This window comes from Bacillus sp. FSL L8-0654 (assembly GCF_038629965.1).
Taxonomy (GTDB): domain Bacteria; phylum Bacillota; class Bacilli; order Bacillales; family Bacillaceae; genus Bacillus; species Bacillus safensis.
Window position 1 is genome coordinate 3,586,838 of sequence record NZ_CP152026.1, and the last position, 24,332, is coordinate 3,611,169.

Genomic DNA, 24,332 nt, shown 5'->3' on the forward strand with positions numbered 1-24,332 from the left:
CTTTTCTCAGCAAAAACGTGCTGTCACTATTTTGAGCCACCATTACGATGATGACAGGTTATTTCATTACTATTTACCTATTTTAGCCTATCGTTTTTTCTTCACGCTGTCTACTTGTTCTTATCTGTAACAAATATCACATGAGTCTACTCTATTATAACGCATTCTATTCATCGCGCTGATCCCCCATTTGAAACTAGTAAAACAGAACAATTGTCCACCACTATAGAATGTTTTGAAACGAGTAAATCTAATTGTATGATGGATAGCAAAGAAAGGAGGTGCAGGGAATGATTACGTTTACGAGAGGTAAATTGTCAAAAATGTCTGGTGTACATATTGAAACCATTCGTTTTTACGAAAATGAGGGAGTGCTCCCAGAGCCAAAGAGAGCACATAACGGCTATCGTCTATATGATAAAAAATATGTACTCATGCTGTCATTTATCACGGAAGCGAGAAAGCTAGATTTCTCGCTTAAAGAAATTCGTGAAATTATCAAATCACTTTTCGAAAAAAAGTCAAAAACAGAAGCTGAACAGCTGCTCGAGCAAAAAGTCGAAGATATCCAGCACTCTATTCAAGAGTTAAAAAAAAGGAAGGCAGCTATTCAATTGTTAACAAAGCAAACATTAGCAAATATCAGCTGATTGTAAGGGCTGCCAAAGGTGTGCCGGTGTTGATCACTGGCACACCTTCGCTCAGGTATCTCAGTACACGTTCAATGAAAACATCGGTTATACTAGAGTCAGCTTAAACGAGTGGAAGGGGTTTTGAGAATGAACATCGCAACCATCGGAACAGGTATCATTGTGGAAGGCTTCCTGCAAGCGGTTGAACAGCTCGACGGTGCTTCTTGTCACGCTGTCTATTCAAGAAAGGAAGCAACGGCAAAGAAGCTCGCAGACAAATTTGGGGTGCAGACAACTTATACGGATCTAACTGCTATGCTAGAAGATCCCCACGTAGAAGCCGTTTACATCGCATCACCGAATCGTTTACATAGCGAGCATGCAACGAAAGCATTGAAACACGGAAAACATGTGATATGCGAAAAGCCTTTCACCTCTAATGTGAAAGAGCTGGAAGCCTTAATCGCTCTCGCAAAGGAAAAGCAGCTTCTCCTATTTGAAGCCATTACGACCGTTCATATGCCAAACTATCATTTGATCAAAAAGCACCTTCATCAATTAGGTAAAATCAAACTGGTTCAATGCAACTATAGTCAATATTCAAGCAAATATAATCAGCTGCTAGCCGGCGAAACGCCAAATGTCTTTAACCCTGAGTTCTCTGGAGGAGCGCTGATGGATATTAACATCTATAATGTCCATTTCATCATGAACCTCTTTGGATCACCAGAGCAAGTCCGATATCAGGCAAACCGCCATCCAAACGGTATTGACACATCTGGTGTTTTGACGTTCACTTACAATGATTTTATTGCGACAAGTGTCGGCAGTAAGGATACAAGCAGCATGAACTTTGCATTGATTCAAGGAGAAAAAGGCTTCATTCATGTGAAAAATGGGGCGAATGGGTGCGAGGAAGTGCTGCTGCATGTTGATGACAGGGTCATCTCACTCAATGCACAAACGAATCCAAATCGGCTGTTTTATGAAGCAGAAGCTTTCCAGCAGATCATTGAAACAAAAAATCATGCACAGTGCTATGCATGGCTTGATGAAAGTCTCTCCGTGATGAAAGTTCTTGATGCCGCAAGAAAAGATGCAGGTATTGTTTTCCCAGCAGATCAAATTTAATGAAAAAAACCGCCTTCTATGAGAGGGCGGTTTTTCACGATTAAATACTCTTTGAATACGCCACAAGACGCTGAGACATGTGATTCACTTCATCGACTGCAGCATTCACTTGCTCTGTTAAAGCAGCCTGTGTTTGCGTAAGAGCTGTCATATTCGAGATATTTTCAAGAATTTCATCAATTTGTGTTTTCATTTCCGTTAAACTAGATTCGATATTTTCCGTTGCATTGGCACTATGCAGCGCCAGCTTCCGTACTTCATCTGCAACAACAGAGAATCCGCGGCCCTGTTCACCAGCTCTAGCTGCTTCGATTGCAGCATTCAGACCAAGCAGGTTCGTTTGGTTCGCCACTTCTTTGATTAAGTCAGAAATGTTTTTCGTCTCATCTGCACTATTTTTTGCTAGATTTGCGGCAGACGTTGACTGCTCTTGAGCAACAGCAAGCTCCTGTGCTTGATTTGTCACAGAGCTAATGCCCGATACCATCTCGCTAATAGAACTTGAAAGCTGTTCTACTTGTGAAGCCATTTCATTCGCTGTTTTCTCTTTGTTTTTTTCTAACGTGATGTCACGAATGGTTCCTGCTACACGAAGAGGAACACCTTTTTCATCACGAATGGTTTCACCACCCGCATGATACCAGCGGTACTCCCCATTTTTGCGCTGCAATCTGTAATCAATATCAAACGGTGTGCGTCCAGAGTGGTCATTTAAATGATCTTCAAAGGCTTGAAGAGCCATTTCTTGATCTTCAGGATGCAGACGGTCGCTCCAGCTGCTTAACACGTTCGGGAAATCTTTTTCGTCTGTAAAACCAAGCGTTTTTCTGAACTGCGGAGACCACCAAAATTCGTTATTTGGATTGACTGGATCACCGGCCTCTACCACCATGTCCCAAGGAGCTTCGACAAGCGCACGGTTGATTAAGTCATATCTTGTGACGAATGCTTGCAGCTCTTCTTCTTTCAATTTCTGATCATGGATATCAAAAAGAGCTCCCGCCACACGAAGAGGGACACCATTTCGATCACGAACGGTCGTTCCAGTTGCTTTGAACCAGCGATAATTTCCATTTTTCAACTTCAAGCGATATTCGATATCATATGGCGTACGCCCTGAATGATCCAATAAATGCGAAGAAAATGCATCTAATGTATATTCTTGTTCATCCGGATGTATTCGAGATGCCCAGCTGTCTAATAGATTTGGAAAATCGTGCTCATTTTGAAAGCCGAGCATTCTGCGGAATTCATCCGTCCATGTGAATTCATTTTTTGGATTGACCGGGTCTCCAGCGATGACGACCATATCCCATAAGCCAACTTGAATGGCTTTTGTCACTAATTCCACCCGCATTTGAATATTTTCATGTGCTTCCTGCATCTTTTGCAGCGCTTCATTCATTTGTGCCACTGCTTCTATTGTTTGGCTAGAAGAAAATGCAGCAGTATCTAATCTTGCTGAAAGGTCTCCCTTTTCGATTCGTTCTATTAATTGGCTGCTTTCACTCAGAAGGATTCCAGCCGATGAATCATTTGCTTTTTTCATAAACATCTTTCATAACTCCTTTCAACTCTTACATTTTTGAAATATTTTACAGTTATAAACAATTCTTTATTAGGACTTTAGTAATACAAAAGATATATCGACAAAAACTGAAAATTGTTTATGTCATAAATAAGGCAAATGTTCATTTATTTGAAGTTTCATTTTTAGAATATGGATGAAATAAGGGAATTATGGATATAAGTATATGTTTTGATAGAATCAACCACTATTTTTGTCTGAAAAATCTCTTTTTTTATATTGACACTGACGTCTTGAAAAAAGAAAATGGAACATAAGCATTTTTAAAAAAGGAGAACGTCATGAGCGCGAATCAGGAGCAACAAGAATTAAAAAAGCTTTTATCACCGCGTCACATTCGCATGATTGCGATGGGCGGGGTCATTGGTACAGGAATCTTTAAAGGAAGTGCCGATACAATTGGTTTAGCAGGCCCTGGGGTCATTTTTTCCTATGTATTTGCTGGATTGCTGCTCCTCATTGTGATGGCAGCATTAGCCGAAATGGCCATTGTGTATCCGGGAAATAATCTTCGCGACCTTATACAAATTGCGCTTGGTCAACGTTTTTCATTTGTCGTCGGCTGGGTTTACTGTTTTATGTGGCTCACTGTATGTGTCATTGAGATTATTGCAGCTGGCAGTCTGCTTCAATACTGGCTGCCGAACGTGCCGCTATGGTCACTATGTTTACTTTGTTCACTCTTAGTCATCGGAATTAACTTAAATAATGTAAAATACTTTGGTGAAATTGAGTTTTGGTTCGCTGGAATGAAGATTTTCGTTATTATTGTCTTTATTATTCTTGGTGCAGCATTATTATTTGGGATCATTCCAAACGAACAAAGCACACCAGCCTTTACCAACTATCAAAATTTCGTCCCGAACGGATGGGGTGCGATCTTTGCATCACTTTTAGTGGTTATTTTCTCTTATGGAGGCTCTGAATTGATCGGGCTGACCATTACTGAAACAAAGGATGCGGAGAAGGTCCTGCCTGGAGTAGTCAAAAGTATGATGTGGCGGATTATCTTATTTTACACATTGCCGATTTTGATCATCTGCGGCCTTATTCCTTGGAATCAAATTGACCCAAATAACAGTCCTTTTGTCCAAGTCTTCTCTGCTGCTGGTATGCAAGGCGCCTCTCACTTTATTAATTTCGTCTTGATTACAGCCGTTCTATCTGCGGCGAATTCCGGAATTTATGGAACGACGAGAATGATTCATTCTCTGGCTAAATCAGACGGCGGTCCGAAAAAACTGGCACAGGTCAACAAAAGAGGCGTACCCATTTTAAGTTTATGGGTTACCGTTCTATTTCTTCTTATCGGAACATTTTTTGCTTACTTATATCCGGACCAAATTTTCAGCTATATGCTGGCTATTCCTGGTTTTGCTGTTTCACTCATTTGGATCAGCATTTGTCTGGCACATCTGAAACTGCGTCCAAAATATCCACAGGAGCCGTATTTCAAGGTGTGGCTGTTTCCGTATCTAACTTTATTTGCAGGTCTTGTACTCAGTTTGAGCTTTGTTTTGTTCCTATTCAGACAAGAAAACCTGCCTAGCTCCATTATCAGCATTGGTTTCTTAGTCGCTGCCATCATCGCTTCATTCTTAATGAAAAAGAAGGCTTAAACGCCAAAACCCGCCGAATTGGCGGGTTTTTTTATGAGCTGCTATCTTCTGTTACCTCAAAATCAACCGACGCTTTTGGAATGCCGTTGATGATAATCGTTAAAGTATGGGTTCCCTCATAGTGTTTTCTCGTCGTCATATTTTGAAAGGACTGAGACCTGATAAATTCTCTATGTAACGCTGAACTTGTTTCAAACTCTGTGATTTTAAATACCTTTTGATTGCGGGTACCCCGAGCTTTGACATAGTCTATGGCATACTCTACACGCAGCTTTAGTGGCTTAGCGGCCTGAAGTGTAAATTGAAAGGTCATTTTCTCTCCAATACGAATAGGGTCCTGCACTACCTTCAAATCTGTTACTTGAACAGATGGATCATCCCCATAGCCAAACAAAGCCATGATATCTGGATCGCCTTTTTTTAGTAAGGTACGAGATGCATGTTTGATGATCCAGTTCGTATGTTCATTCGTTCCATACCAGCTTTTAGCCGTTTTCTTCATCAAATCAGGCTGAATTGCAGAAATATCATTTAGGTGGTTCGCTACACTTTTTTGCACATAGCGCGCTGGGTCCGACTTCAAGTTTTCTAAAATAGGCAGCGTAACCGAAGGATTCTTTTTAAGCGCAGGAACAGTTAATCCCCATGGCAAACGTGGTCTGCATCCTTCACTAGCCAGCCGCCGAATATGCTCATTTTGATTCTGTGACCATACAAGCATTTGCGCCAGCATTTTGTCTTGATCCTGAATCAGAAAAGGCCGAACGGCAAATTCAGAAGTGGAAAAAGGCGTAAAGAATTCGAGCGCCTTGATCGAGATATCCCAATGTGCTAGGCCATATGTTTCGACGTAGTCTGGAAATACAAGCGCACTAAGTCCTGAAAAATGCGGGGCTGTCTGACGTAGCACCTCAATCGCCTGCTCATAATCCTTAGGCAGACAGGCATGCATTGATTCAGTGACTCTTTTCATTCTGCCTTTTAACTCAAGCTGCTGCCAATCCTTTTGAAACACAAGCCGCTGGAATTCTTCAGCATCAAACCCAGTCGACGCTTGTGCAAGTTTCTCTGCTAATTCTTCAATAAATAATTCATGATAAACGTGTTTTAATGGTTCGATCGTGTCCGCCTCCCGCTTCTCAATATCTTTATTTTACCCCAATCTGACAAAGGTGGTATTGCCAAAAGCAAAAACAGCCCAATTCCGAAGAATCAGGCTGTTGCGTTTCACTATATAAACATATTAATGATCATAATAAATGCAATAGCACTAACAGAAATGATCGTCTCCATAGCCGTCCATGTCAAAAACGTTTCTTTAATGGTCATACCAAAATACTCTTTGATCAGCCAAAAACCAGAGTCATTGACGTGAGACAAAATCAACGAACCCGCCCCTGTTGCTAACACAAGAAGCTCTCTGCTCACATCCGGCATAGATGCAGCAATCGGTGCGACAATACCAGCTGCGGTCATCATGGAGACCGTAGCAGATCCTGTTGCCACACGAATAACCGCAGCAATCAGCCAGCTAAGCAAAATTGGCGAGATCGGCGAGTGTTTTGCTAAATCTGCAATATAATCACCAACACCCGAATCGATGAGCACATTATTGAAAGCCCCGCCTGCTCCAATGACAAGCAGAATAGAAGCAATCGGTCCTAAGCACTCATTACTAAAGGAAAGCACCCGGTCACGGCTCATCCCTTGCACAAAGCCAAGACTGAAGAAAGAATACACCGTTGCAATCAGCAGTGCTGTAATTGGATCTCCAATGTACTTAAATACCTGATACCAAATATTGTCCTCTGGTAAAATAATATCCGCCAGTGTGGCAAGAAGCATTAGAATCACTGGCACCAAAATCGTAAACATCGTATTTGCAAAGCCGGGAAGTTTTCGATCTTCATTGCGTTCAGTAAATTGCTTTCTCAGCAGCTCTGGAACTGGTTTATGAATCCGCTTTCCAATCCACTTTCCATACAGCGGCCCAGCAATAATAGCTGTCGGCAAACCGACAATAATGGAAAAGAAAATGGTTTTCCCCACGTTGGCATGATAGATGCCGACAGCTGCCATGGCAGCTGGATGAGGCGGCACAAGACCATGAACGACAGACAATCCAGCAATGAGCGAAATCCCAATTGTCACGAGCGAGATGCCCGTTTCAATCGCAATCGTAAACAATAAAGGAATGAGAAGAACGAATCCGACCTGAAAAAAGACAGGTATTCCCACAATAAAGGCAACAAACATCATCGCCCAATGCACATTTTTCGTTCCAAACCGGCCGATTAATGTGTGAGCAATCCGCTCAGCTCCACCTGATTCAGCCATCATTTTCCCGAGCATGGTTCCAAGCGCTAGAACTATGGCGAGCAATGATAACGTATTGCCTAACCCCGTTTTGATGGATTGAATGATTTCCTGCAGGTCCATCCCTGTGGCAAAGCCGACTAACATAGAGGTAATAATTAAACTCACAAACGGATTCAACTTAGCAACTGTTATGAGGATGAGTAAAAGGACAATTGCGGCAATCACGATGAATAAAAGCATGCTCTCCCACCTTTTCCCTGATGTTTAATGATTTTGTTTTAATTGAAGCGCACTAATGACATCAAATTCATCCTTGAGTTTGTCATAGAGACGCTCATATAAGTAAAACAGTTCTATGTATGTTTCATTGTTCTCCATATTGGGTTCATGACGGGCAGAGATTCGAATCCAATCTTGAACCTCTTCTATCTCTTCCATATAACCTAAACTATGAAGTGCGAGCACAGCCGCCCCAAGTGCTGATGCCTCGTAGCTTTCTGGAACAAGTACTTCCCTGCCCATCGTATCCGCTAAAATTTGCCGCCACAGCGGAGATCGCGCAAATCCGCCCGACGCCCTGACATCCTTTGCTGAACCGGTTAAATCCCTTAAGGCCACACCGATTGAGAAAACACTCATAATGACGCCTTCTAACACAGCTCTGATAAAATGCTCACGCTTATGCTGAAGACCAATCCCAAAGAAAGTGCCTCTCGCATTTGGATTCCAATAAGGTGCTCGCTCACCTGTTAAAAATGGCAGAAACAGCAGCCCCTCTGAGCCGGCTGGAACTTTTTTCGCAATGTCAATCATCAGGTCGTAAGGGTCCACTCCAAGGCGCTTTGCTACCTCTACCTCCGAGGATCCAAATTCATCCTTCAGCCATCTCAGCATGATCCCGCCATTATTCGTCGGTCCTCCAACCACCCAATGCTTATCAGTCAGCGCATAGCAGAACGTTCTTGATTGTTCATCTGTTATTGGTTTGTCCACGACCGTACGAACTGCACCGCTTGTCCCAATCGTGACAGCCACCTCACCTTTTCCAATCGCTCCCACACCTAAGTTCGCTAGAACCCCATCATTCGCACCAACCACAAATGGTGTATCTTCCGCAATGCCCATTCGCAGGGCGATCTCTGGCTGAAGCCCTCTCAGCTGATACGTCGTGGGAACAAGTTCAGACAATTGATCAGCTTCAATTCCAGCAATACGCAGCGCCTGCTCATCCCATTGAAGCGTTTCCAAACGGAACAGTCCCGTTGCTGAAGCGATTGAATAATCGACGACATACTGACCGAAGAAATGATAAAGAATATATTCTTTGATGGAAATGAATTTAGCTGCCTTCTTAAAGACATCAGGTGCCATTTCCTTGATCCACCGTATTTTTGAAAGCGGTGACATTGGATGAATCGGCGTGCCGGTTCTTTTATACACTTGGAAGCCGTCCATGTCTGAAGTGATTCGCTTGGCTTGTTCTGCACTTCTGTTATCTGCCCAAATGATACTGTTCGTTAACGCCTTGCCATCCTTATCCATCACAATCAAGGAATGCATCGCTGTACTAATCCCGACGCCTATGAGATGTTTTGCATCAAATGCTGCTTTCGTCAACGCACCTCTTACACTTGCAATGACGGCTTCTAATATATGTTCAGGGTCCTGTTCAACCCATGCTGGCTGGGGCTGAATGAGATCATAAGGAACCGAATGCTTTGCTATCACTTTCCCCTGTGGTCCAAACAGAACCGCCTTTGTACTTGTTGTTCCAATATCCAAACCAATTACCGCCTGGTTTCCCTTCATCTGTATCACGCCCAATCATTGATTTGAAATCATATTTTATTGTTTTGATATAGCTGTTAAATCCCATTATAGGAATAATTTTTTCGACATTCAACGACTAAAAAGAAAATTATTTTCACTTAAAAGCTCAAAATCGTTACCACAACGGCATTTTTCACTAATAGAAAAATTTATTTTTGAAACCATTACACCCTTTTTTGTGAAATGGTTTCTCTCATTTGTTTTAAATTTGTTAAAGTTTCCTGCTGTCTTAAGTGAGCAAGTGCAAAGTATAGTACGTCAATGACAGTGAGCTGAGCAAGTCTTGCAGACATCGCTTCTGTTCGAAAAGCCGTTTCTTGCGTCGAAGTATACAACGTGACATCAGCAAGCTGGCTCAATGGGGAGCGTTGATAACTTGTAATACCGATGGTTTTCGCTCCTTTTTCCTTTGCTGTTTTCATTGCATCGAGTAAATCTTTATTACGGCCAGAATGAGATATACCAATCACTGTACTGTGCTGGTCGAGAAGACCGGCAGACATCGCTTGAAAATGAGAATCGGTGTGAACAATACAGTTGATGCCTGTCCTCATAAATTTATGAAAAGCGTCTGTTGCAATGAGTCCCGACCCGCCACTCCCATAAAACTCTAAGCGCTTTGCTTCATGAATGATTTGAATGGCTTTTTCTACATCCTCTGGATTCAGTAATTGAAAGCTATCCTTTAATGCGGTTATATTCGCCTGAAAAACCTTTTGCATAAAAACGGCCGTATCATCATCAAGACTCATTTCTTCATCTACATAATCAGGCTTTGTTTGATCTATTTCCTGGGCAATTGCAATCTTCAAATCTTGAAAGCCCTCAAATCCAAGCCTTTTACAAAGACGAAAAATCGTTGCCTCTGAACTAGCTGTTTTTTTGGCAAGCTCGACAATTGATAAATGAATAATGTCGCCAGGTTCACTTGTAATATGTTCTGCAATTCCTTTCAGCTTTGGCGGCAATCCTCTGCTTGCTGCTCGTATTTTTTCAATACTACTTAAACTGACAGAAGCCAATTGACTTCACTCCTTCCTTATTCATGTGAACGCATACATTTCCTCATGTTCCCATCTTATAAAAAAGAAGCCTGTTTGCACAGACTTCTTTTTTTATGAATTCATCGTTTTGATCAATAGATCAAAACAGATTTACTCAAAATTTTATAATATACACTTTTAGCTCAATAATCTACCACATTATTTTTAACTTCATTTTCTGTATTTCTTTCCAGGAATCTTAAGCATTTTACCCTTATTTCTTCTAAACTATCACTTAATTCTTGTGGTATTAAACTTTCTACATCTTCAAGTTCTGTTCCCAAATGAAGTATATTTATCAGTTCTTCATTTATCCCTTTCTTCTTTAAAACATCGATTGTTCGTGGACTGAACATGAGCTTTTCCGCTTCTTCTATAGTGATTAAACCTTCTTTTAGCGACATGATTATACCAATGATATTTATAACAATAATCCTATCTAAATCTTCATGTGAAGAATATCTTAGTTCTATTTTATTCATAAATCATTTCACACTCCAACCTTTTTTAACTTTCACATCATACACCAAACCAGATTTACTTTGAAAATAATGTACAGAAACCTTTTTTCCGTCTTTATAGCCATCTTTATATACTTTTTTCCAAGTCCCTCCTTCAATCTGTTTTAACTCAGATAACAACTTCTTATTATTTACTGTAACTTTTTTAGTCCCATTTTGAACAGCTTTAAAACCAGCAGGATATTTAGGGGCATATTTTATTGATTTATACAAATGTTTACTTGCTTTCACCCCGTTTACAAAAATAGTTCGAATGACAAGACCCCATACAGCATCGGCTTCTTTATAACCAATTTGGACACTTTTGTCTCTTGAAGATGCCTCTCGATTAATATTGAATGTTACAGACGGTGAAAATAACGATACAATTAAAGTAAAAATAATGAGAAAAGGAATACGTCTTTTCAATTTAAATTACCTCCTAATATTAACTATATAAAAAATAATATAACATAATAGGAATATTATAACTATTTGATTCTGTAGAAAATTAAAATGAATCTTTATACTGTTTAAAAGATATCTCTGTCTTTTAACATCTTATTTATTACAATATAAATTCATAAAGTAATGAATAAAAAGAATATACACTCCTCGGAGATAAAAATTAATGTTTACGTCCACAAAATATTCACTAAAATCTAATCATCTAGCGCAAGGACAATATCATTTAACCTACCGAAATATTAAAAGGCCCTTTTCAACTCATTTTTTCATAAAATCGAATTGGTATGATTCTTCTGAATCTTTTCCCCCTCACACTCGTATATACTAAAAGAGTGATTGATTTGAAAGGAGATCTGTTTGTGGGATATATTTTGTTATTTTCGGTTGTGATCGGTCTTGTCTTGACCCTTTTGCTCACACCGCTCAGGTTGATCGTTAGAAAGAAAGGGACAAAGCAGCAGGTGCCGCTCATGTGGATTGCTGGCCTTGCTTTGCTGTTCATGATCGGTATTTTTGTTTTCTATTACATCACCAATTTAGACCGGAACCCTTCATCTCTATGGCTGATTGGACTTGTTGTGACAGCAGCAGGAGCCTTTTTGTCGGTTGGATTGGAGCGTAAAATCAAAGGCGTGCTGTTTCTTATTCTATTGCTGCTCGGTGTTTACATGGCGACAGCTTTTCTATTCAATGCGAATGAGAAATTCGATGTCTCCAAAATGGAGCAAAAAGTAGAAATCAAAGCATTTGATGAAAAAGAAACACCTGCGAGTGTGCCGCCTCAATTTGCCCGGAACAAAATGAAGAAATCGTTCGGACAGGTGCCAAACACAAGCTACTATGAGCTTGGCAGCTTGCAAATTCAGAAGGTCAACGGTGAGTATGTATACATCGCTCCAGTGGAGTTCTCGGACTTCTTTAAATGGATTCGTGCAGGCAGCACGCCGGGTTACTTCACATTAAGTGCGACCGACTCCTCTGCTAATCCAAAGTTCGTGAAAACGGAGATGGTCTATACGCCTTCCTCCTATTTCAACAAAGAAATTGAGCGGCATATCCGTCTCCAGTACCCAGATTTGATTTTCTACGGCGGTACACAGCTGGAAATCAATGATGACGGCAAGCCTTATTACATTCAAACGTATGGCGATTTCATCTCTGCCCGAAACGGCTTTAAAGCTTCCGGTGTCGTCGTTGTTGATGCCAAAACGGGTGCAACGAAGAAATATGCTCTAGATCAAGTACCTGCCTTTATCGACGGTGCTGTTTCACCAGAGGCAGTCAGTCTGCAAAACAGCTATTTCGGAAACTATATTCACGGGTTCTGGAATAGTATGTTTGGAAAGTCAGATGTAAAGCTGCCTTCAGATGAAGGAACGGAAGCCAATGTGAGCCCGGTATTTGATTCAAAAGGAGATATGTATTACTTCACAGATTTCACAAGTCCGAAAGAGGGCGTTGATTCCATGCTCGGATATGCCCTGACCAATGCCCGAACAGGAAAAGCGACTTATTATACTGGAAATCTTGAAGAATCCTATATGGATTCTCAGGGCGCTCTGCAAATTATTGAGAAACGATTCATCGAGAAGAAATGGAAAGGGCGCATGCCGATTCTCTATAATTTCTATGGAGAAGCCAGCTGGCTCACACCGGTTCTCGATTCAAATGGATTCCTGCAAAATTACTTTATCGTTTCTGCAGCCAATCCAGAAATCGCTGCGTATGCTTCTACACCAAACGAAGCACTGAGAGCCTATAAGACAGCTCTTCAAAAAGGCGGCGGTACCGTTAACAGTTCCTCTAAGCAGGAAAAGAAAGAAGCGGCAGGGAAGGTCAAACGAGTCTACAAAGAAAAGACCGGTGATTATACAACCGTCACCTTCCTGCTAGACGATGGAAAAAGCTACACTATGTCATCTGAAAAGGAACCTCTCGTCATTTATTTAAAAGAAGGCGATCAGGTCACCATGAAATATACAGATACAGGTGAGATTTTCCTTCCAGTCGATGAAATCAAAATTAAAGGGTTATAAAAAAAGACGTTTCTCCTACTGAGGAGAAGCGTCCTTTTTCTCTTTCCTTAACAATTCAACGAGCAATTCCTTATTTTTATTTCCCCCGGTCATCGGTGACTCGACATAGGAGAACTTTCGTTTGAAATCCATGCCTCTGACAGAAATAACAGCCAATTCACCGCCAATGCTGCCTCGCTGGAGGACATATTTAGATAAAACAGAAAGACCCATTCCATGGATCACAGCTTCTTTAATCGCTTGATTGCTGCTAAAGGTCACAAAGGTTCGCGCTTTCAGTCCATTTGATTTCAGGACATGCTGTAAATATTCTCCTGTCCCTGATCCCTCTTCTCTCGTAATCCATGTTTCGTTTTGTAATTGATCAATGGTGACATCTTTTTTCTTAGCAAAAGGATGATCTAATGGCGCCACAATATAAAGTTCGTCCTCTAGAAAAGTTTCTACAGAAAGCTCCTTGTCATTGGTCTGTCCCTCGATCAAACCGATGTCGACATGGAATAAACGGACATGTCTGGCGATCGCCTCTGTATTATCAATGACCACCTCAATATCAACATGCGGATAGAGCTGATGAAACTCTGCCAATATTTGCGGCAGCACATACTCACCAATTGTGAAGCTCGCCCCGATGGTCAGCTTTCCTCTTGCCAAATGATGATGCTCATAAATGTCCTGCTTCGCCTGTTCATAGAGACGAATGATTTGTTTTGATCGATGGTACAGCATATCCCCAGTTGGTGTAACGGTTAATTGCTTTGGTGAACGATTCAGCAGAACGGTCTGGAATTCCTGCTCCAAGTTCTTAATATGAAGACTGACACTCGGCTGAGAAATTCGCAGCTTTTGGGCTGCTTTTGTAAAGTTCTTCTCCTCCACCACTGTCACAAATGTCTTCAGTGCATCGTAATACATCGGTCCCTCTCCTATCAGAAATCTTAATCCAACACCTTACCTATATATATCTTACTAATTCCTCTCCAGCACGTAAAGAACCGCCTAAACGAAAACAATTTAATAAAAATATTTACTAATTTTTTTAAAGACTCTATACTAAGAGGAGATATTTTCTATAGGAGGTGCTGATTTGGCAGCTAAAATAAAGGACATTGCAGAAAAAGCAGGCTTATCCATTGCAACGGTATCTCGCGTACTGAACCAAGATCCCAACCTATCCGTCACCGATCAAACACGCGAAAAAGTATATGCCGCCGCAGAAGCTTTGTCCTACCAAAAGAAGACATTCAAACATTCATTAAAAAAAATCGCCTTTCTCTATTGGATGACCGAAAAGGAAGAGCTTGAAGATATTTATTTTAAATCCATTCGACTCGGCATTGAGGAACTCACCAATACTCGGAGCTTAAATGTCACCGCTTACAATCCGTCTGATGGGCTTCATTCCATTGATTCTGCTACAGAAGGAATCATCGCCATCGGCCGCTTTAAAACGTCAGAGCTTGACCAATTATATGCGATCACTCCGCATATTGTCTTTATTGATACAACGCCAGATGAAGACCGTTTTGATTCTGTAAAGCCGAACCTGAAACGAATTGTTGAAAAGATCATCGATTCCTTTATCGAAAAAGAGCACCAATCCATCGGATTCATTGGCGGTACAGACCTTGATCTCAATACGAACGTGCACATTCCAGATATTCGTGAAACGACTTTCCGTGAATACATGCTGGCCCGCCATATGCTTGATGAGCGATTGGTCTATATCGGCCACCATTTCTCAGTAGATGAAGGCTATTCGCTGATGATGAAGGCGATCGACGAGCTTGGTGATGATCTGCCCACCGCTTTTTGTGTCGCTAGTGACCCTCTTGCCATCGGCTGCCTACAAGCATTAAATGAGCGCGGATTTTCTCTGCCGAACCGCGTCAGCGTCTTTAGTATCAACGATATTCATGTGTCTCAATATGTGTCGCCGCCGCTCACCACGTATCACATCCATACGTCATTACTTTGTGAGACAGCGATCGATTTACTTTTAGAAAGACTTGTGGACGGCAGAACATTGCCTAAGACTGTCCTGATTGCCTCAGAGCCTGTCTTTCGAAAAAGCACCATATAAACAAACTAGAAGTCCTGCCAAAGTGGAGGGCTTCTTTTCTCTCTATATGAGTAAAAAATTTTACTTAATAAATTTAATAAAATGTGTTTACTTTTTTTACTTAAGTTGATATTCTCACATTAAGAAAGCGTTTTCTTATCATCTGTGAAAAAAGAACGAGAGGGGATTACCAATGAAAAAGGGAAAATGGGCGACATTATCAGCAGTCGTTGGTACTGCTGTGCTTCTGCTTTCAGCATGCGGGCCAGGAGATGACAATTCAAGCGGGACACAGCCAGCATCTACAGGTACAAAGACCTTGCTAGTATGGGAGGATGTCAAAAAGTCTGATGGGATTCAAGACGCTGTAAAAGAATTTGAAAAACAAAACGATGTGAAAATCAAAGTGGTCGAAAAAGCGTATGCCGACCAAATTGAAGCTCTCCGCCTTGATGGAGCAGCTGGGACAGGCCCAGACGTCATCACGATGCCTCACGATCAAATTGGATCAGCCGTCACTGAGGGGCTGTTACAGGAAATCAGGCCTGATCAAAAAGTGATCGATTCCTTTACAGACGAATCCATTCAATCACAAACGGTAGACGGCAAGCTGTATGGCCTTCCGAAATCCGTTGAAACGACAGTGCTTTTCTATAACAAAGACCTTGTCAAAAAGGCACCAACTACACTTGATGGCTGGTATGACCTTTCGAAAAAGCTGACAAAAGACGGGAAATACGGTTTTGTAGCGAAATGGGATGAAATTTACTATGCACAAAGTGTGTTAGGCGGGTCAGGGGGCTATATTTTCAAGCAGAAAAGCGATGGCTCCTATGATGTCAATGATATTGGTCTTAATAACGATGGCGCCATCGAAGGCGGAGCATACATTCAAAAATTCTTTAGCGAAGGACTTTTCCCGAAAGGCATCATTGGTGAACAAGGAATCAATGTCCTCAACTCCTTATTCACAGAGAAAAAGGCCGCAGCTGTCATTTCTGGTCCATGGTCATTTGGTCCATATAAAGAAGCAGGAATTGACTATGGCGTAACAGAGCTGCCAACACTCCCTAACGGAAAGCATATGAGCTCATTCTTAGGTGTAAAGAGCTACAACGTCTCCTCTTATTCTAAAAATAAAGAACTTGCTGAGAAATTTGTTGAGTTTATCACGAATGAAAAAAATTCGAAGAAGCGATTCGAAGTGACAGAGGAAATTCCACCAGTGAAAAAGCTGATGAAAGATCCAATCATTACTAAAAACGCAAATGCGGATGCTGTTTCAAAACAAACAAAATATGCCACGCTGACACCGAATACCCCTGAAATGGCAGAGGTGTGGAAGCCGATTGACAGCGCATTAGGTCTCATTGCAACCGGCCGGACAGATGTGAAAAAGGCATTTGATGATGCCGTCAATCAAATCGACTCTCAAATTAAAGCAAACCATTCTAAATAATCATCAAACACGGGTAGCCTTTAAGTCTATCAAGCTGCCCGTATTTGAGCTAATTTCATATGAAGTAGGTGTTAGACGTGACGGGTAACCTTGAACTAGACCGCACACACATAGTGGAATCAAAGACACACCGGAGACGGGCGCTAATGTTCTCTCTTATACCCGGTATGGGGCAGATGTACAACAAGCAGTACGGCAAAGGGGCACTTTTTTTCCTGTTCGGTGTTTCTTTTTTCATCGTATTTTATGATTTATTCAATATTGGCTTCTGGGGGCTGTTCACACTTGGTACGATGCTGCCTCGTGACAACTCTGTTTTTCTTTTGGCAAAAGGGATTATTGCGCTGTTAACAGCTGGTTTTGGTATCGGCTTTTACGTACTCATGATGCGTGATGCTTTTATGAACGGAAAGAAACGTGATCAAGGGGTTCCGCTCCATTCCATCCGAGCTCAATATCATCAGCTGATCGACCAAGGCTTTCCTTACTTAATGAGCACTCCTGCTTTCTTTTTACTTCTATTCTCTGTTGTCTTTCCTATTATGTTCAGCTTTGCGCTTGCCTTTACGAACTACGATTTATACCACTCGCCTCCTGCCAATCTGATCGATTGGGTAGGGATCAAGAACTTTCAAAATATCTTTTCAATTGATATTTGGAGAGACACTTTCATTGATGTACTTGGCTGGACCGTCGTATGGACGTTGGCTGCTTCGACCCTTCAATGTGCTGTCGGCATCTTTCTAGCGGTTCTGCTCAATCAGAAGGATTTAAAAGGAAAACGGTTTTTTAGAACCATTTTGATTCTTCCTTGGGCTGTTCCGGGTTTTGTGACCATTTTGGTGTTTGCCGGACTGTTCAACGATACATTTGGAGCCATTAACAACACACTTTTTGCATCGATTGGAATTGATCCAAAACCATGGCTGACAGATCCATTTTGGAGCAAAATTGCCCTCATTGCGATGCAGACTTGGCTTGGATTTCCTTTTGTTTTCATTATGACAACCGGTGTTCTGCAGGCGATTCCAGAGGATCTATACGAAGCTGCGACCATTGATGGGGCAAACTTCTTTCAGAAATTCCGGTCCATCACGTTACCGCTTGTCCTTTATTCCATTGCGCCTATATTAATCACGCAATATACGTTTAACTTTAACAACTTTAATATCATCTACTTATTTAATGGCGGAGGACCGCCTGTGGCTGGCTCAACTGCTGGGGGGACGGACATCTTGGTTTCTTGGATTTACAAACTCACGATGCAGTCTTCTCAATATGCACTTGCTGCCGCTGTCACGATTTTACTTTCAATCTTTGTCATCGCCATTGCACTCTGGCAGTTTAAGAGAACGAATTCATTCAAAGAGGAGGACATGATGTGATATGGGATCAAAACAAAATAAGCTCATTCGCCTGAGTATCACTTATTTCATCCTTTTCATTGCCTCCATTTGTATTCTATATCCACTCCTTTGGACGATCGGCGCTTCCTTTAATCCTGGGAACAGCCTGATGAGCACAAGCATGTTTCCGAAGAATCCAACGTTCAGCCACTTTACAGAACTCTTCTTCGGTCAGGGAGCACTTTATGCAAAATGGTATTGGAACTCAATGAAGATCAGCATTGCCACAATGGTTTTAACGCTGGTTCTTGTCAGTTTTACAGGCTATGCCTTTTCCAGATTCCGCTTCAAAGGACGAAAAAATGGGCTGATGCTCTTTTTGCTGCTGCAAATGATTCCTCAATTTTCAGCGCTGATTGCGATTTTTGTTCTCGCTCAAATGCTTGGACTCATTAACAGCCACCTTGCCCTGATTTTGATTTATGCAGGTGGACAAATTCCGATGAATACGTATTTAATGAAAGGCTATCTTGATGCGATTCCAAAGGATCTCGATGAATCAGCCAGAATGGACGGCGCAGGGCATTTCCGGATTTTCATCCAAATTATTATGCCGCTCGCCAAGCCCATCTTAGCTGTTGTCGCAATCAACTCATTTACAGGTCCACTGGGTGATTTCATCATTTCCAGTGTCATTGTCCGCTCACCCGAAATGTATACGCTCCCAATCGGTCTGTACAATCTTGTGTCAGATAAAATGGGTGCCAGCTACACGACCTTTGCAGCCGGGGCTTTACTCATTGCGATTCCAGTTGCTTTATTGTTCCTTGTTTTACAAAAACAATTTGTATCCGGCCTTACACAAGGCGGGACAAAAGGATAAGGGGAGATTTGATGAAGAAATGGTTGCTTGTCACTGTTGTCGTTTTCTTTCTGATGGGATTAGGTATTCTGCCTGAAGCAAGGGCCGATACGATTTCTGTGAAACCGATCAATGGCCTGCAAGGTAATTTCATCAAAGGAGCCGATATCTCTATGCTTGCAGAAGTAGAGAAAAGCGGCGGCAAATACTACAACCAGAACGGACAGCAGGTTGATCCGCTCAAGCTATTAAAGGATAAAGGCGTCAACTATGTGCGTATCAGACTGTGGAACCATCCATATGACAATCAAGGCCGGGCCTATAACGGCGGCACAAATGATCTCAATACAGCCATCGCTTTATCGAAACGTGCAAAAGCACAAAACATAAAAGTGCTGCTTGATTTTCACTACAGTGATTTCTGGACTGACCCCGGTAAACAATTCAAACCGAAAGCATGGGCATCCCTCTCACAAAGCGATTTAGAAAAAGCGGTCGGCACTTACACAGGCGATGTGCTCAAAGCGATGAGAGCGCAAAATGCCTTGCCGAACATGGTTCAAGTCGGGAATGAGTTGAACTCAGGTATGCTGTGGCCAAACGGAAAAAGCTGGGGTGAAGGCGGTGGTGAATTTGACCGGCTCGCTGCTTTGCTAAAAGCTGGCACAAATGCCGTCCGCTCTGTCGATTCAAACATCAAAATCATGCTTCACCTTGCACATGGCGGAGACAATGGTGCATCCCGCTGGTGGTTTGATGAAATCACAAAACGAGGTGTCTCATTCGATACGATCGGTTTATCTTATTACCCGTATTGGGACGGCGGTTTTAGCGGTCTTACGTCCAATATGAATGATATTAGTGCCCGCTATAACAAAGACGTCATCGTGGTAGAAACTGCTTACGGCTTTACGACAGCAAACGGTGACAACCTAGATAACTCATTTAACCAAGACTCTGTCAATACAGCCGGCTATCCAGCCTCACCTCAAGGCCAGGCATCTTTTATACGAGATCTATCCGAAAAAATTTCACAAGTAAACAACAACCGCGGGAAGGGGTTCTTTTATTGGGAGCCGCTTTGGATTCCAGCGAAAGGTGCTCCGTGGTCTAGTCAATATGGGCTCGCTTATATCCAAACAACCGGGACTGTCGGAAATGCGTGGGAAAATCAAGCGATGTTCGATTTCAACGGAAAAGCACTGCCATCTCTTGATGTATTTAAACAAATGACACCGTAACTAAAAGGATAGGACGTGACAAAATGGGAAAGCGTTACCCACTCGTTCACCCAAATGTGAAAGGCTTTTTGCATGGTGGCGATTACAATCCAGATCAATGGCTCCATATGCCAGAGATCATAGACGAAGATTTTCGATTAATGAAGCTTGCACACTGTCAAACATTCTCCATCAACATTTTCGCATGGAGTAAGCTAGAGCCAAAAGAAGGTCAGTATGACTTTGCATGGCTGGATGACATCATGGACCGCTTAGCAGCGCAGGGGGCACACGCTATTCTCGCAACGCCAAGCGGGGCAAGACCTGCTTGGCTGTCACAAACATATCCAGAAGTATTGCGCGTCGAAGCGAATCGTCAGCGTAACTTACATGGACTGCGCCATAATCATTGCTTTACCTCTCCGGTTTATCGAGAAAAAACGAACGCACTCAACCGGCTGCTGGCGGAACGCTACAAGGATCATCCCGCACTGATCATGTGGCACATTTCAAATGAGTACGGCGGCGAGTGTCATTGCGACCTGTGCCAGGAAGCATTTCGAGACTATTTGAAGGACAAATACAATCATGATCTTGAGGCTTTAAATCAAGCATGGTGGACAGGATTTTGGAGCCATACGTATAGTGATTGGTCACAAATCGAGTCACCTGCACCGCATGGGGAGCACATGATTCACGGCATGAACCTGGATTGGAAGCGCTTTGTCACAGCACAAACGATCAATTTTTATCAAAATGAAATTAAGCCGCTGCGGGAATTGACGCCTCATATCCCAGTAACCACGAACTTTATGGGCGACTATCCGCATATGCGTCCATTCCTTGGGCTGGATTATCATCAATTTGCAAAAGAGGTCGATGTGATCTCATGGGATAGCTATCCTGCTTGGCATAGCGGCAGAGAAACAACGGCCGAATTAGCATCAAACGTTGCCTTTGTACATGATTTGTATCGTTCCTTAAAGGACGGACAGCCGTTTCTCGTCATGGAGAGTACGCCTAGCCTTGTAAACTGGCATGAAGTGAACAAGGTCAAACATAAAGGCATGGCACACCTTTCTGCCATGCAGGCAATTGCCCACGGATCAGACTCCGTACTATATTTCCAATGGCGGCAAGGCCGAGGCGCCTCTGAGAAATTCCACGGTGCCGTTGTCGATCATTCTGGCCATGAACATACGCGTGTGTTTCAAGAGGTAGCTGATCTAGGGAAACAACTGGAGCAGCTGCAGCCAATTGCGGGCACGTCCGTTCAGCCAGAGGTCGCCATCATTTACGATTGGGAAAATCACTGGGCCATTGATGATGCGCAAGGCTTAAATAACACAAACAAACGCTATGTAGAGGCTTGTCAAACTCACTATCGAAGCTTTTGGAAAAAAGGCATCCCTGTTGACATTGTCGGAATGGAAAAAGATTTCTCATCCTATCGTGTGCTCATTGGGCCAATGCTCTACATGATCAAACCAGGCGTTGCAGAAAAAATTGAAGCCTTTGTCAAAGAGGGCGGCATTTTTATCGCGACTTACTGGAGCGGCATAGTCGACGAAAATGATCTCTGTTTCCTCGGCGGTTTTCCTGGTCCTCTCCGCCATGTACTTGGCATTTGGGCAGAGGAAATCAACACATTGATGCCTGATGAACATGTGTTAATGACCACAGGGAATGGACGCACCTATCATGTCGGACAATACTGCGAATCCATACACCCTGAGACGGCCTCTGTGCTAGGGCATTTTGAGAATGGCTGCTACGAAGGACAGCCGGCCCTGACTGTCCGTTCATTAGAAAGAGGGAAAGCATACTATATGGCCTCAGAAAATGATCAGGCTTTTTATGATGAATTTTACGAAGACCTTATCGCAGGTATTGGCATACAGCCCGTCCTATCCACTGCAATTCCAGAAGGAGTCAGTGTACAAAAACGAACAGACGGTACGCAGGACTATGTGTTTTTGATGAATTTCACAGAAGAGCAGCAGAACATATCACTAGATTCAGAGGCAAGTTATGAGAATATGCTGACTGGACAGCAAGTGTCTGAGCAGCTTCAACTTGATCCTTACGAGTATGTCATCTTGAAAAAATAGTTGAAAGAAGCGTCCATTTATTGGGCGCTTTTTGATTTAATAAGTCTAAATACCCATATTAATCATTGTGAACTTTAATCGTTATTTTTATCTAAATTTTTTTACAATATTTGATGCCGCGACACGACTGGTCCCTCCATCCTTTTTTACCATTGTATAGGTATGAAAGCGGTTGCTTCATACTCATAAATTTGATACCCTTTTTTTTCAATGCAGCTGTGGGAATGCATTGGATGAAAAGTATAGACAAATGTAAACGGTTTATTTGTAGGGGGAGGGGCTTATGTTAACGTTTGTTGGATTGATGATTATTTTAACAATTGTTGTGCTGCTGATTTGGGGGAAAGCAAGTCCAATTGTCGCCATGGTCATGGTGCCTTTAATAGGGGCACTCATTGCGGGATTTGGGATCAATGACATTCAAACCTTCTTCGAGGAAGGGATTATCAAAGTATTGCCGGTGGCGACCATGTTTATCTTCGCCATTTTATTTTTTGGCATTTTGCAAGATACAGGGTTCTTTGAACCTGTAATTAAAACTTTAATCAAGCTGACAAAAGGAAATGTTGTCACAGTTGCAATGGGAACTGCTTTGATTGGGGTTATCGCACACTTAGACGGAGCAGGGGCTACGACCTTTTTATTAACTGTACCTGCACTGCTTCCGCTTTATAAAAAATTACATATGAGTCCTTATTTACTGCTGTTATTAATCGGGACAAGTGCCGGATTAACCAATATGATTCCATGGGCTGGACCGACTGGACGGGCAGCAAGTGTCCTGAATATGGACCCCTCTGAACTCTGGGTGCCGCTCATTCCAATTCAGCTCATTGGCGTTGTACTCGTGTTAGGAATGGCATTCATTTTAGGAAAGAGGGAAGAAAAGCGAATTCGGGTGAAAATTGCTGCAAATGAAATAGCTGCGGTTCAACTAGAAGGTGCAGATTGGGATCGTGCCATTCAGTCTATTAATGAAACGGGAGACGCCTCTTTAAAGCGTTATCATCTCATTTGGGTGAACCTTGTTCTGTTTTTGTGTGTTGTGGTGCTTCTCGTGTTGAACGTGATGCCTGCTAGTTTTATGTTTATGATTGGCCTGTCTCTCGCACTATTAATTAACTTTCCGAATGTGAATCTGCAAATGGAAAGGATCAAGGCACACGCACCTAGTGCGCTGATGATGGCAGCTGTGATTTTTTCCGCAGGGTCATTTTTAGGAATTCTTGAAGGCACAGGGATGCTGAAAGCCATTGCTGTTGACAGTATTCACATTTTACCAGCCTTCTTGCTGCCATTTTTACATATCATTGTTGGGATGCTTGGAGTGCCGCTTGATATGCTGACAAGTACAGACGCCTATTATTACGCTCTTCTGCCAATTGTTGAATCCATTACATCTGAAGTTGGCGTACCAGGCACTTCTGCGGCATATGCCATGATGATTGGGAACATCATCGGAACCTTTGTCAGCCCGCTTGCTCCCGCTGTTTGGCTCGCTGTAGGTCTTGCAGGGGTTGATATGGGGAAACACATCCGCTACTCCTTCTTTTGGATGTGGGGATTCAGTATTATCCTTTTGTTCGTGGCGATGCTGATTGGCATCATTTAAAAAGAAAGACATGCGCGGATATGCGCATGTCTTTTCTTTCATTATGAAGGATATTCACTTGTGTGAATGTCTGAATTCGGCTTTCTAATAAGAGACATTAATCCAATGATAAACAATAGAACCATTGGAGCGAATGCAAGGCCAACTGTTCCAATTAAAAGAGTCACAGCAGAAACCAAGAAAAGAATACCTGAAAGCACGGCACGACGGTCGGTTTTCAAGAAAATCACACCTACAATCGACAGCACAGCCGCAATTGCGGAAACGACCATGAACTGAGTACCAAACGCATGAACCGAAGCCTGAAGCGTTTCAATCGGCAATGTTTCCCCTTCCTCTTTTAACACTTCATTGATTTCATCATAAAATGATGGACCCACAGAAAGGATTAATGCCCCAAACCCGACACCAATGGCATTGAGGACAATACTAATAATCCCCATAATTTTTTCACCTTTACGTTTAATCATGTGTAAACCTCCTAAAAAGTTAAA

General features: G+C 42.3%; 20 protein-coding genes. 11 read left to right on the plus strand and 9 right to left on the minus strand.

Annotated features, from left to right (window positions below; genetic code table 11):
• Positions 1-290: 290 nt before the first annotated feature.
• A complete protein-coding gene (locus MHH65_RS18535; protein ID WP_024423948.1) occupies positions 291-650 on the plus strand; it encodes a MerR family transcriptional regulator in 360 nt (119 codons plus the stop codon).
• Positions 651-779: 129 nt separating this feature from the next.
• Positions 780-1,763 (plus strand): Gfo/Idh/MocA family oxidoreductase, encoded by a 984-nt coding sequence (locus MHH65_RS18540; protein WP_098677073.1) that lies wholly within the window; start codon positions 780-782, stop codon positions 1,761-1,763.
• A 40-nt stretch (positions 1,764-1,803) separates the two neighbouring features.
• On the opposite strand, the gene MHH65_RS18545 is transcribed toward MHH65_RS18540, so the two are convergent.
• Positions 1,804-3,318, minus strand: a complete 1,515-nt coding sequence (locus MHH65_RS18545; RefSeq protein ID WP_098677072.1) for a PAS domain-containing protein — start codon at positions 3,316-3,318, stop codon at positions 1,804-1,806.
• Positions 3,319-3,632: 314 nt separating this feature from the next.
• On the opposite strand from MHH65_RS18545, the gene MHH65_RS18550 reads away from it, so the two are divergent.
• Positions 3,633-4,970 (plus strand): amino acid permease, encoded by a 1,338-nt coding sequence (locus tag MHH65_RS18550; RefSeq protein WP_065214981.1) that lies wholly within the window; start codon positions 3,633-3,635, stop codon positions 4,968-4,970.
• A 31-nt stretch (positions 4,971-5,001) separates the two neighbouring features.
• Here the strand turns inward: MHH65_RS18550 and MHH65_RS18555 are convergent, their stop codons facing one another.
• The 6 genes from MHH65_RS18555 to MHH65_RS18580 form a co-directional block, all read right to left on the minus strand.
• A complete protein-coding gene (locus tag MHH65_RS18555) occupies positions 5,002-5,985 on the minus strand; it encodes a hypothetical protein (RefSeq protein WP_254001497.1) in 984 nt (327 codons plus the stop codon).
• A gap of 215 nt (positions 5,986-6,200) precedes the next feature.
• Complete coding sequence (locus tag MHH65_RS18560; RefSeq protein ID WP_024423953.1) at positions 6,201-7,529, minus strand: GntP family permease; 1,329 nt, start codon at positions 7,527-7,529, stop codon at positions 6,201-6,203.
• A 24-nt stretch (positions 7,530-7,553) separates the two neighbouring features.
• The gene (gene gntK, locus MHH65_RS18565) at positions 7,554-9,098 is read right to left on the minus strand and encodes a gluconokinase (protein ID WP_024423954.1); all 1,545 of its coding nucleotides are present in this window, start codon (positions 9,096-9,098) and stop codon (positions 7,554-7,556) included.
• A gap of 185 nt (positions 9,099-9,283) precedes the next feature.
• On the minus strand, positions 9,284-10,141 hold the full coding sequence (locus MHH65_RS18570; RefSeq protein WP_034624103.1) for a MurR/RpiR family transcriptional regulator: 858 nt from the start codon (positions 10,139-10,141) through the stop codon (positions 9,284-9,286).
• 164 nt (positions 10,142-10,305) lie between these two features.
• Positions 10,306-10,644, minus strand: coding sequence for a DUF3969 family protein (locus tag MHH65_RS18575; protein WP_098677071.1), 339 nt, complete (start codon positions 10,642-10,644; stop codon positions 10,306-10,308).
• 3 nt (positions 10,645-10,647) lie between these two features.
• On the minus strand, positions 10,648-11,091 hold the full coding sequence (locus MHH65_RS18580; protein ID WP_024427564.1) for a hypothetical protein: 444 nt from the start codon (positions 11,089-11,091) through the stop codon (positions 10,648-10,650).
• 398 nt (positions 11,092-11,489) lie between these two features.
• On the opposite strand from MHH65_RS18580, the gene MHH65_RS18585 reads away from it, so the two are divergent.
• Positions 11,490-13,166 (plus strand): hypothetical protein, encoded by a 1,677-nt coding sequence (locus tag MHH65_RS18585; RefSeq protein WP_098677070.1) that lies wholly within the window; start codon positions 11,490-11,492, stop codon positions 13,164-13,166.
• Between the two features lie 15 nt (positions 13,167-13,181).
• Here MHH65_RS18585 and MHH65_RS18590 read toward each other — a convergent pair whose 3' ends face one another.
• Positions 13,182-14,081: a LysR family transcriptional regulator gene (locus MHH65_RS18590; RefSeq protein ID WP_034281399.1), complete on the minus strand. Its 900-nt coding sequence runs from the start codon at positions 14,079-14,081 to the stop codon at positions 13,182-13,184.
• 172 nt (positions 14,082-14,253) lie between these two features.
• On the opposite strand from MHH65_RS18590, the gene MHH65_RS18595 reads away from it, so the two are divergent.
• From MHH65_RS18595 to MHH65_RS18625, 7 genes are all read left to right on the plus strand, one after another.
• Positions 14,254-15,249, plus strand: a complete 996-nt coding sequence (locus MHH65_RS18595; protein ID WP_044334886.1) for a LacI family DNA-binding transcriptional regulator — start codon at positions 14,254-14,256, stop codon at positions 15,247-15,249.
• A gap of 172 nt (positions 15,250-15,421) precedes the next feature.
• On the plus strand, positions 15,422-16,687 hold the full coding sequence (locus MHH65_RS18600) for an extracellular solute-binding protein (protein WP_111926991.1): 1,266 nt from the start codon (positions 15,422-15,424) through the stop codon (positions 16,685-16,687).
• A 146-nt stretch (positions 16,688-16,833) separates the two neighbouring features.
• Complete coding sequence (locus MHH65_RS18605; protein WP_046312688.1) at positions 16,834-18,072, plus strand: sugar ABC transporter permease; 1,239 nt, start codon at positions 16,834-16,836, stop codon at positions 18,070-18,072.
• Between the two features lies 1 nt (position 18,073).
• Positions 18,074-18,916 carry a sugar ABC transporter permease gene (locus MHH65_RS18610; RefSeq protein ID WP_024423962.1) on the plus strand — a complete coding sequence of 281 codons (843 nt, stop codon included), beginning with the start codon at positions 18,074-18,076 and terminating at the stop codon, positions 18,914-18,916.
• 11 nt (positions 18,917-18,927) lie between these two features.
• Positions 18,928-20,136 carry a glycosyl hydrolase 53 family protein gene (locus MHH65_RS18615; protein WP_268413234.1) on the plus strand — a complete coding sequence of 403 codons (1,209 nt, stop codon included), beginning with the start codon at positions 18,928-18,930 and terminating at the stop codon, positions 20,134-20,136.
• 23 nt (positions 20,137-20,159) lie between these two features.
• A complete protein-coding gene (locus tag MHH65_RS18620) occupies positions 20,160-22,226 on the plus strand; it encodes a beta-galactosidase (RefSeq protein ID WP_176967109.1) in 2,067 nt (688 codons plus the stop codon).
• 283 nt (positions 22,227-22,509) lie between these two features.
• Entirely contained in the window at positions 22,510-23,838 is a 1,329-nt protein-coding gene (locus MHH65_RS18625; protein ID WP_098677066.1) for a citrate:proton symporter, read from the plus strand.
• A gap of 41 nt (positions 23,839-23,879) precedes the next feature.
• Here the strand turns inward: MHH65_RS18625 and MHH65_RS18630 are convergent, their stop codons facing one another.
• Positions 23,880-24,308, minus strand: a complete 429-nt coding sequence (locus tag MHH65_RS18630) for a DUF4064 domain-containing protein (RefSeq protein WP_024427571.1) — start codon at positions 24,306-24,308, stop codon at positions 23,880-23,882.
• Positions 24,309-24,332 lie beyond the last annotated feature (24 nt).

Coding starts and splice junctions, on each gene's coding strand:
- MHH65_RS18560 (WP_024423953.1), bottom strand. CDS start 7,529: ATGCTTTTATTCATCGTGATTGCCGCAATTGTCCTTTTACTCATCCTC.
- MHH65_RS18540 (WP_098677073.1), top strand. CDS start 780: ATGAACATCGCAACCATCGGAACAGGTATCATTGTGGAAGGCTTCCTG.
- MHH65_RS18625 (WP_098677066.1), top strand. CDS start 22,510: ATGTTAACGTTTGTTGGATTGATGATTATTTTAACAATTGTTGTGCTG.
- MHH65_RS18575 (WP_098677071.1), bottom strand. CDS start 10,644: ATGAATAAAATAGAACTAAGATATTCTTCACATGAAGATTTAGATAGG.
- MHH65_RS18600 (WP_111926991.1), top strand. CDS start 15,422: ATGAAAAAGGGAAAATGGGCGACATTATCAGCAGTCGTTGGTACTGCT.
- MHH65_RS18610 (WP_024423962.1), top strand. CDS start 18,074: ATGGGATCAAAACAAAATAAGCTCATTCGCCTGAGTATCACTTATTTC.
- MHH65_RS18590 (WP_034281399.1), bottom strand. CDS start 14,081: ATGTATTACGATGCACTGAAGACATTTGTGACAGTGGTGGAGGAGAAG.
- MHH65_RS18545 (WP_098677072.1), bottom strand. CDS start 3,318: ATGTTTATGAAAAAAGCAAATGATTCATCGGCTGGAATCCTTCTGAGT.
- MHH65_RS18535 (WP_024423948.1), top strand. CDS start 291: ATGATTACGTTTACGAGAGGTAAATTGTCAAAAATGTCTGGTGTACAT.
- MHH65_RS18620 (WP_176967109.1), top strand. CDS start 20,160: ATGGGAAAGCGTTACCCACTCGTTCACCCAAATGTGAAAGGCTTTTTG.
- gntK (WP_024423954.1), bottom strand. CDS start 9,098: ATGAAGGGAAACCAGGCGGTAATTGGTTTGGATATTGGAACAACAAGT.
- MHH65_RS18615 (WP_268413234.1), top strand. CDS start 18,928: ATGAAGAAATGGTTGCTTGTCACTGTTGTCGTTTTCTTTCTGATGGGA.
- MHH65_RS18550 (WP_065214981.1), top strand. CDS start 3,633: ATGAGCGCGAATCAGGAGCAACAAGAATTAAAAAAGCTTTTATCACCG.
- MHH65_RS18605 (WP_046312688.1), top strand. CDS start 16,834: ATGTTCTCTCTTATACCCGGTATGGGGCAGATGTACAACAAGCAGTAC.
- MHH65_RS18630 (WP_024427571.1), bottom strand. CDS start 24,308: ATGATTAAACGTAAAGGTGAAAAAATTATGGGGATTATTAGTATTGTC.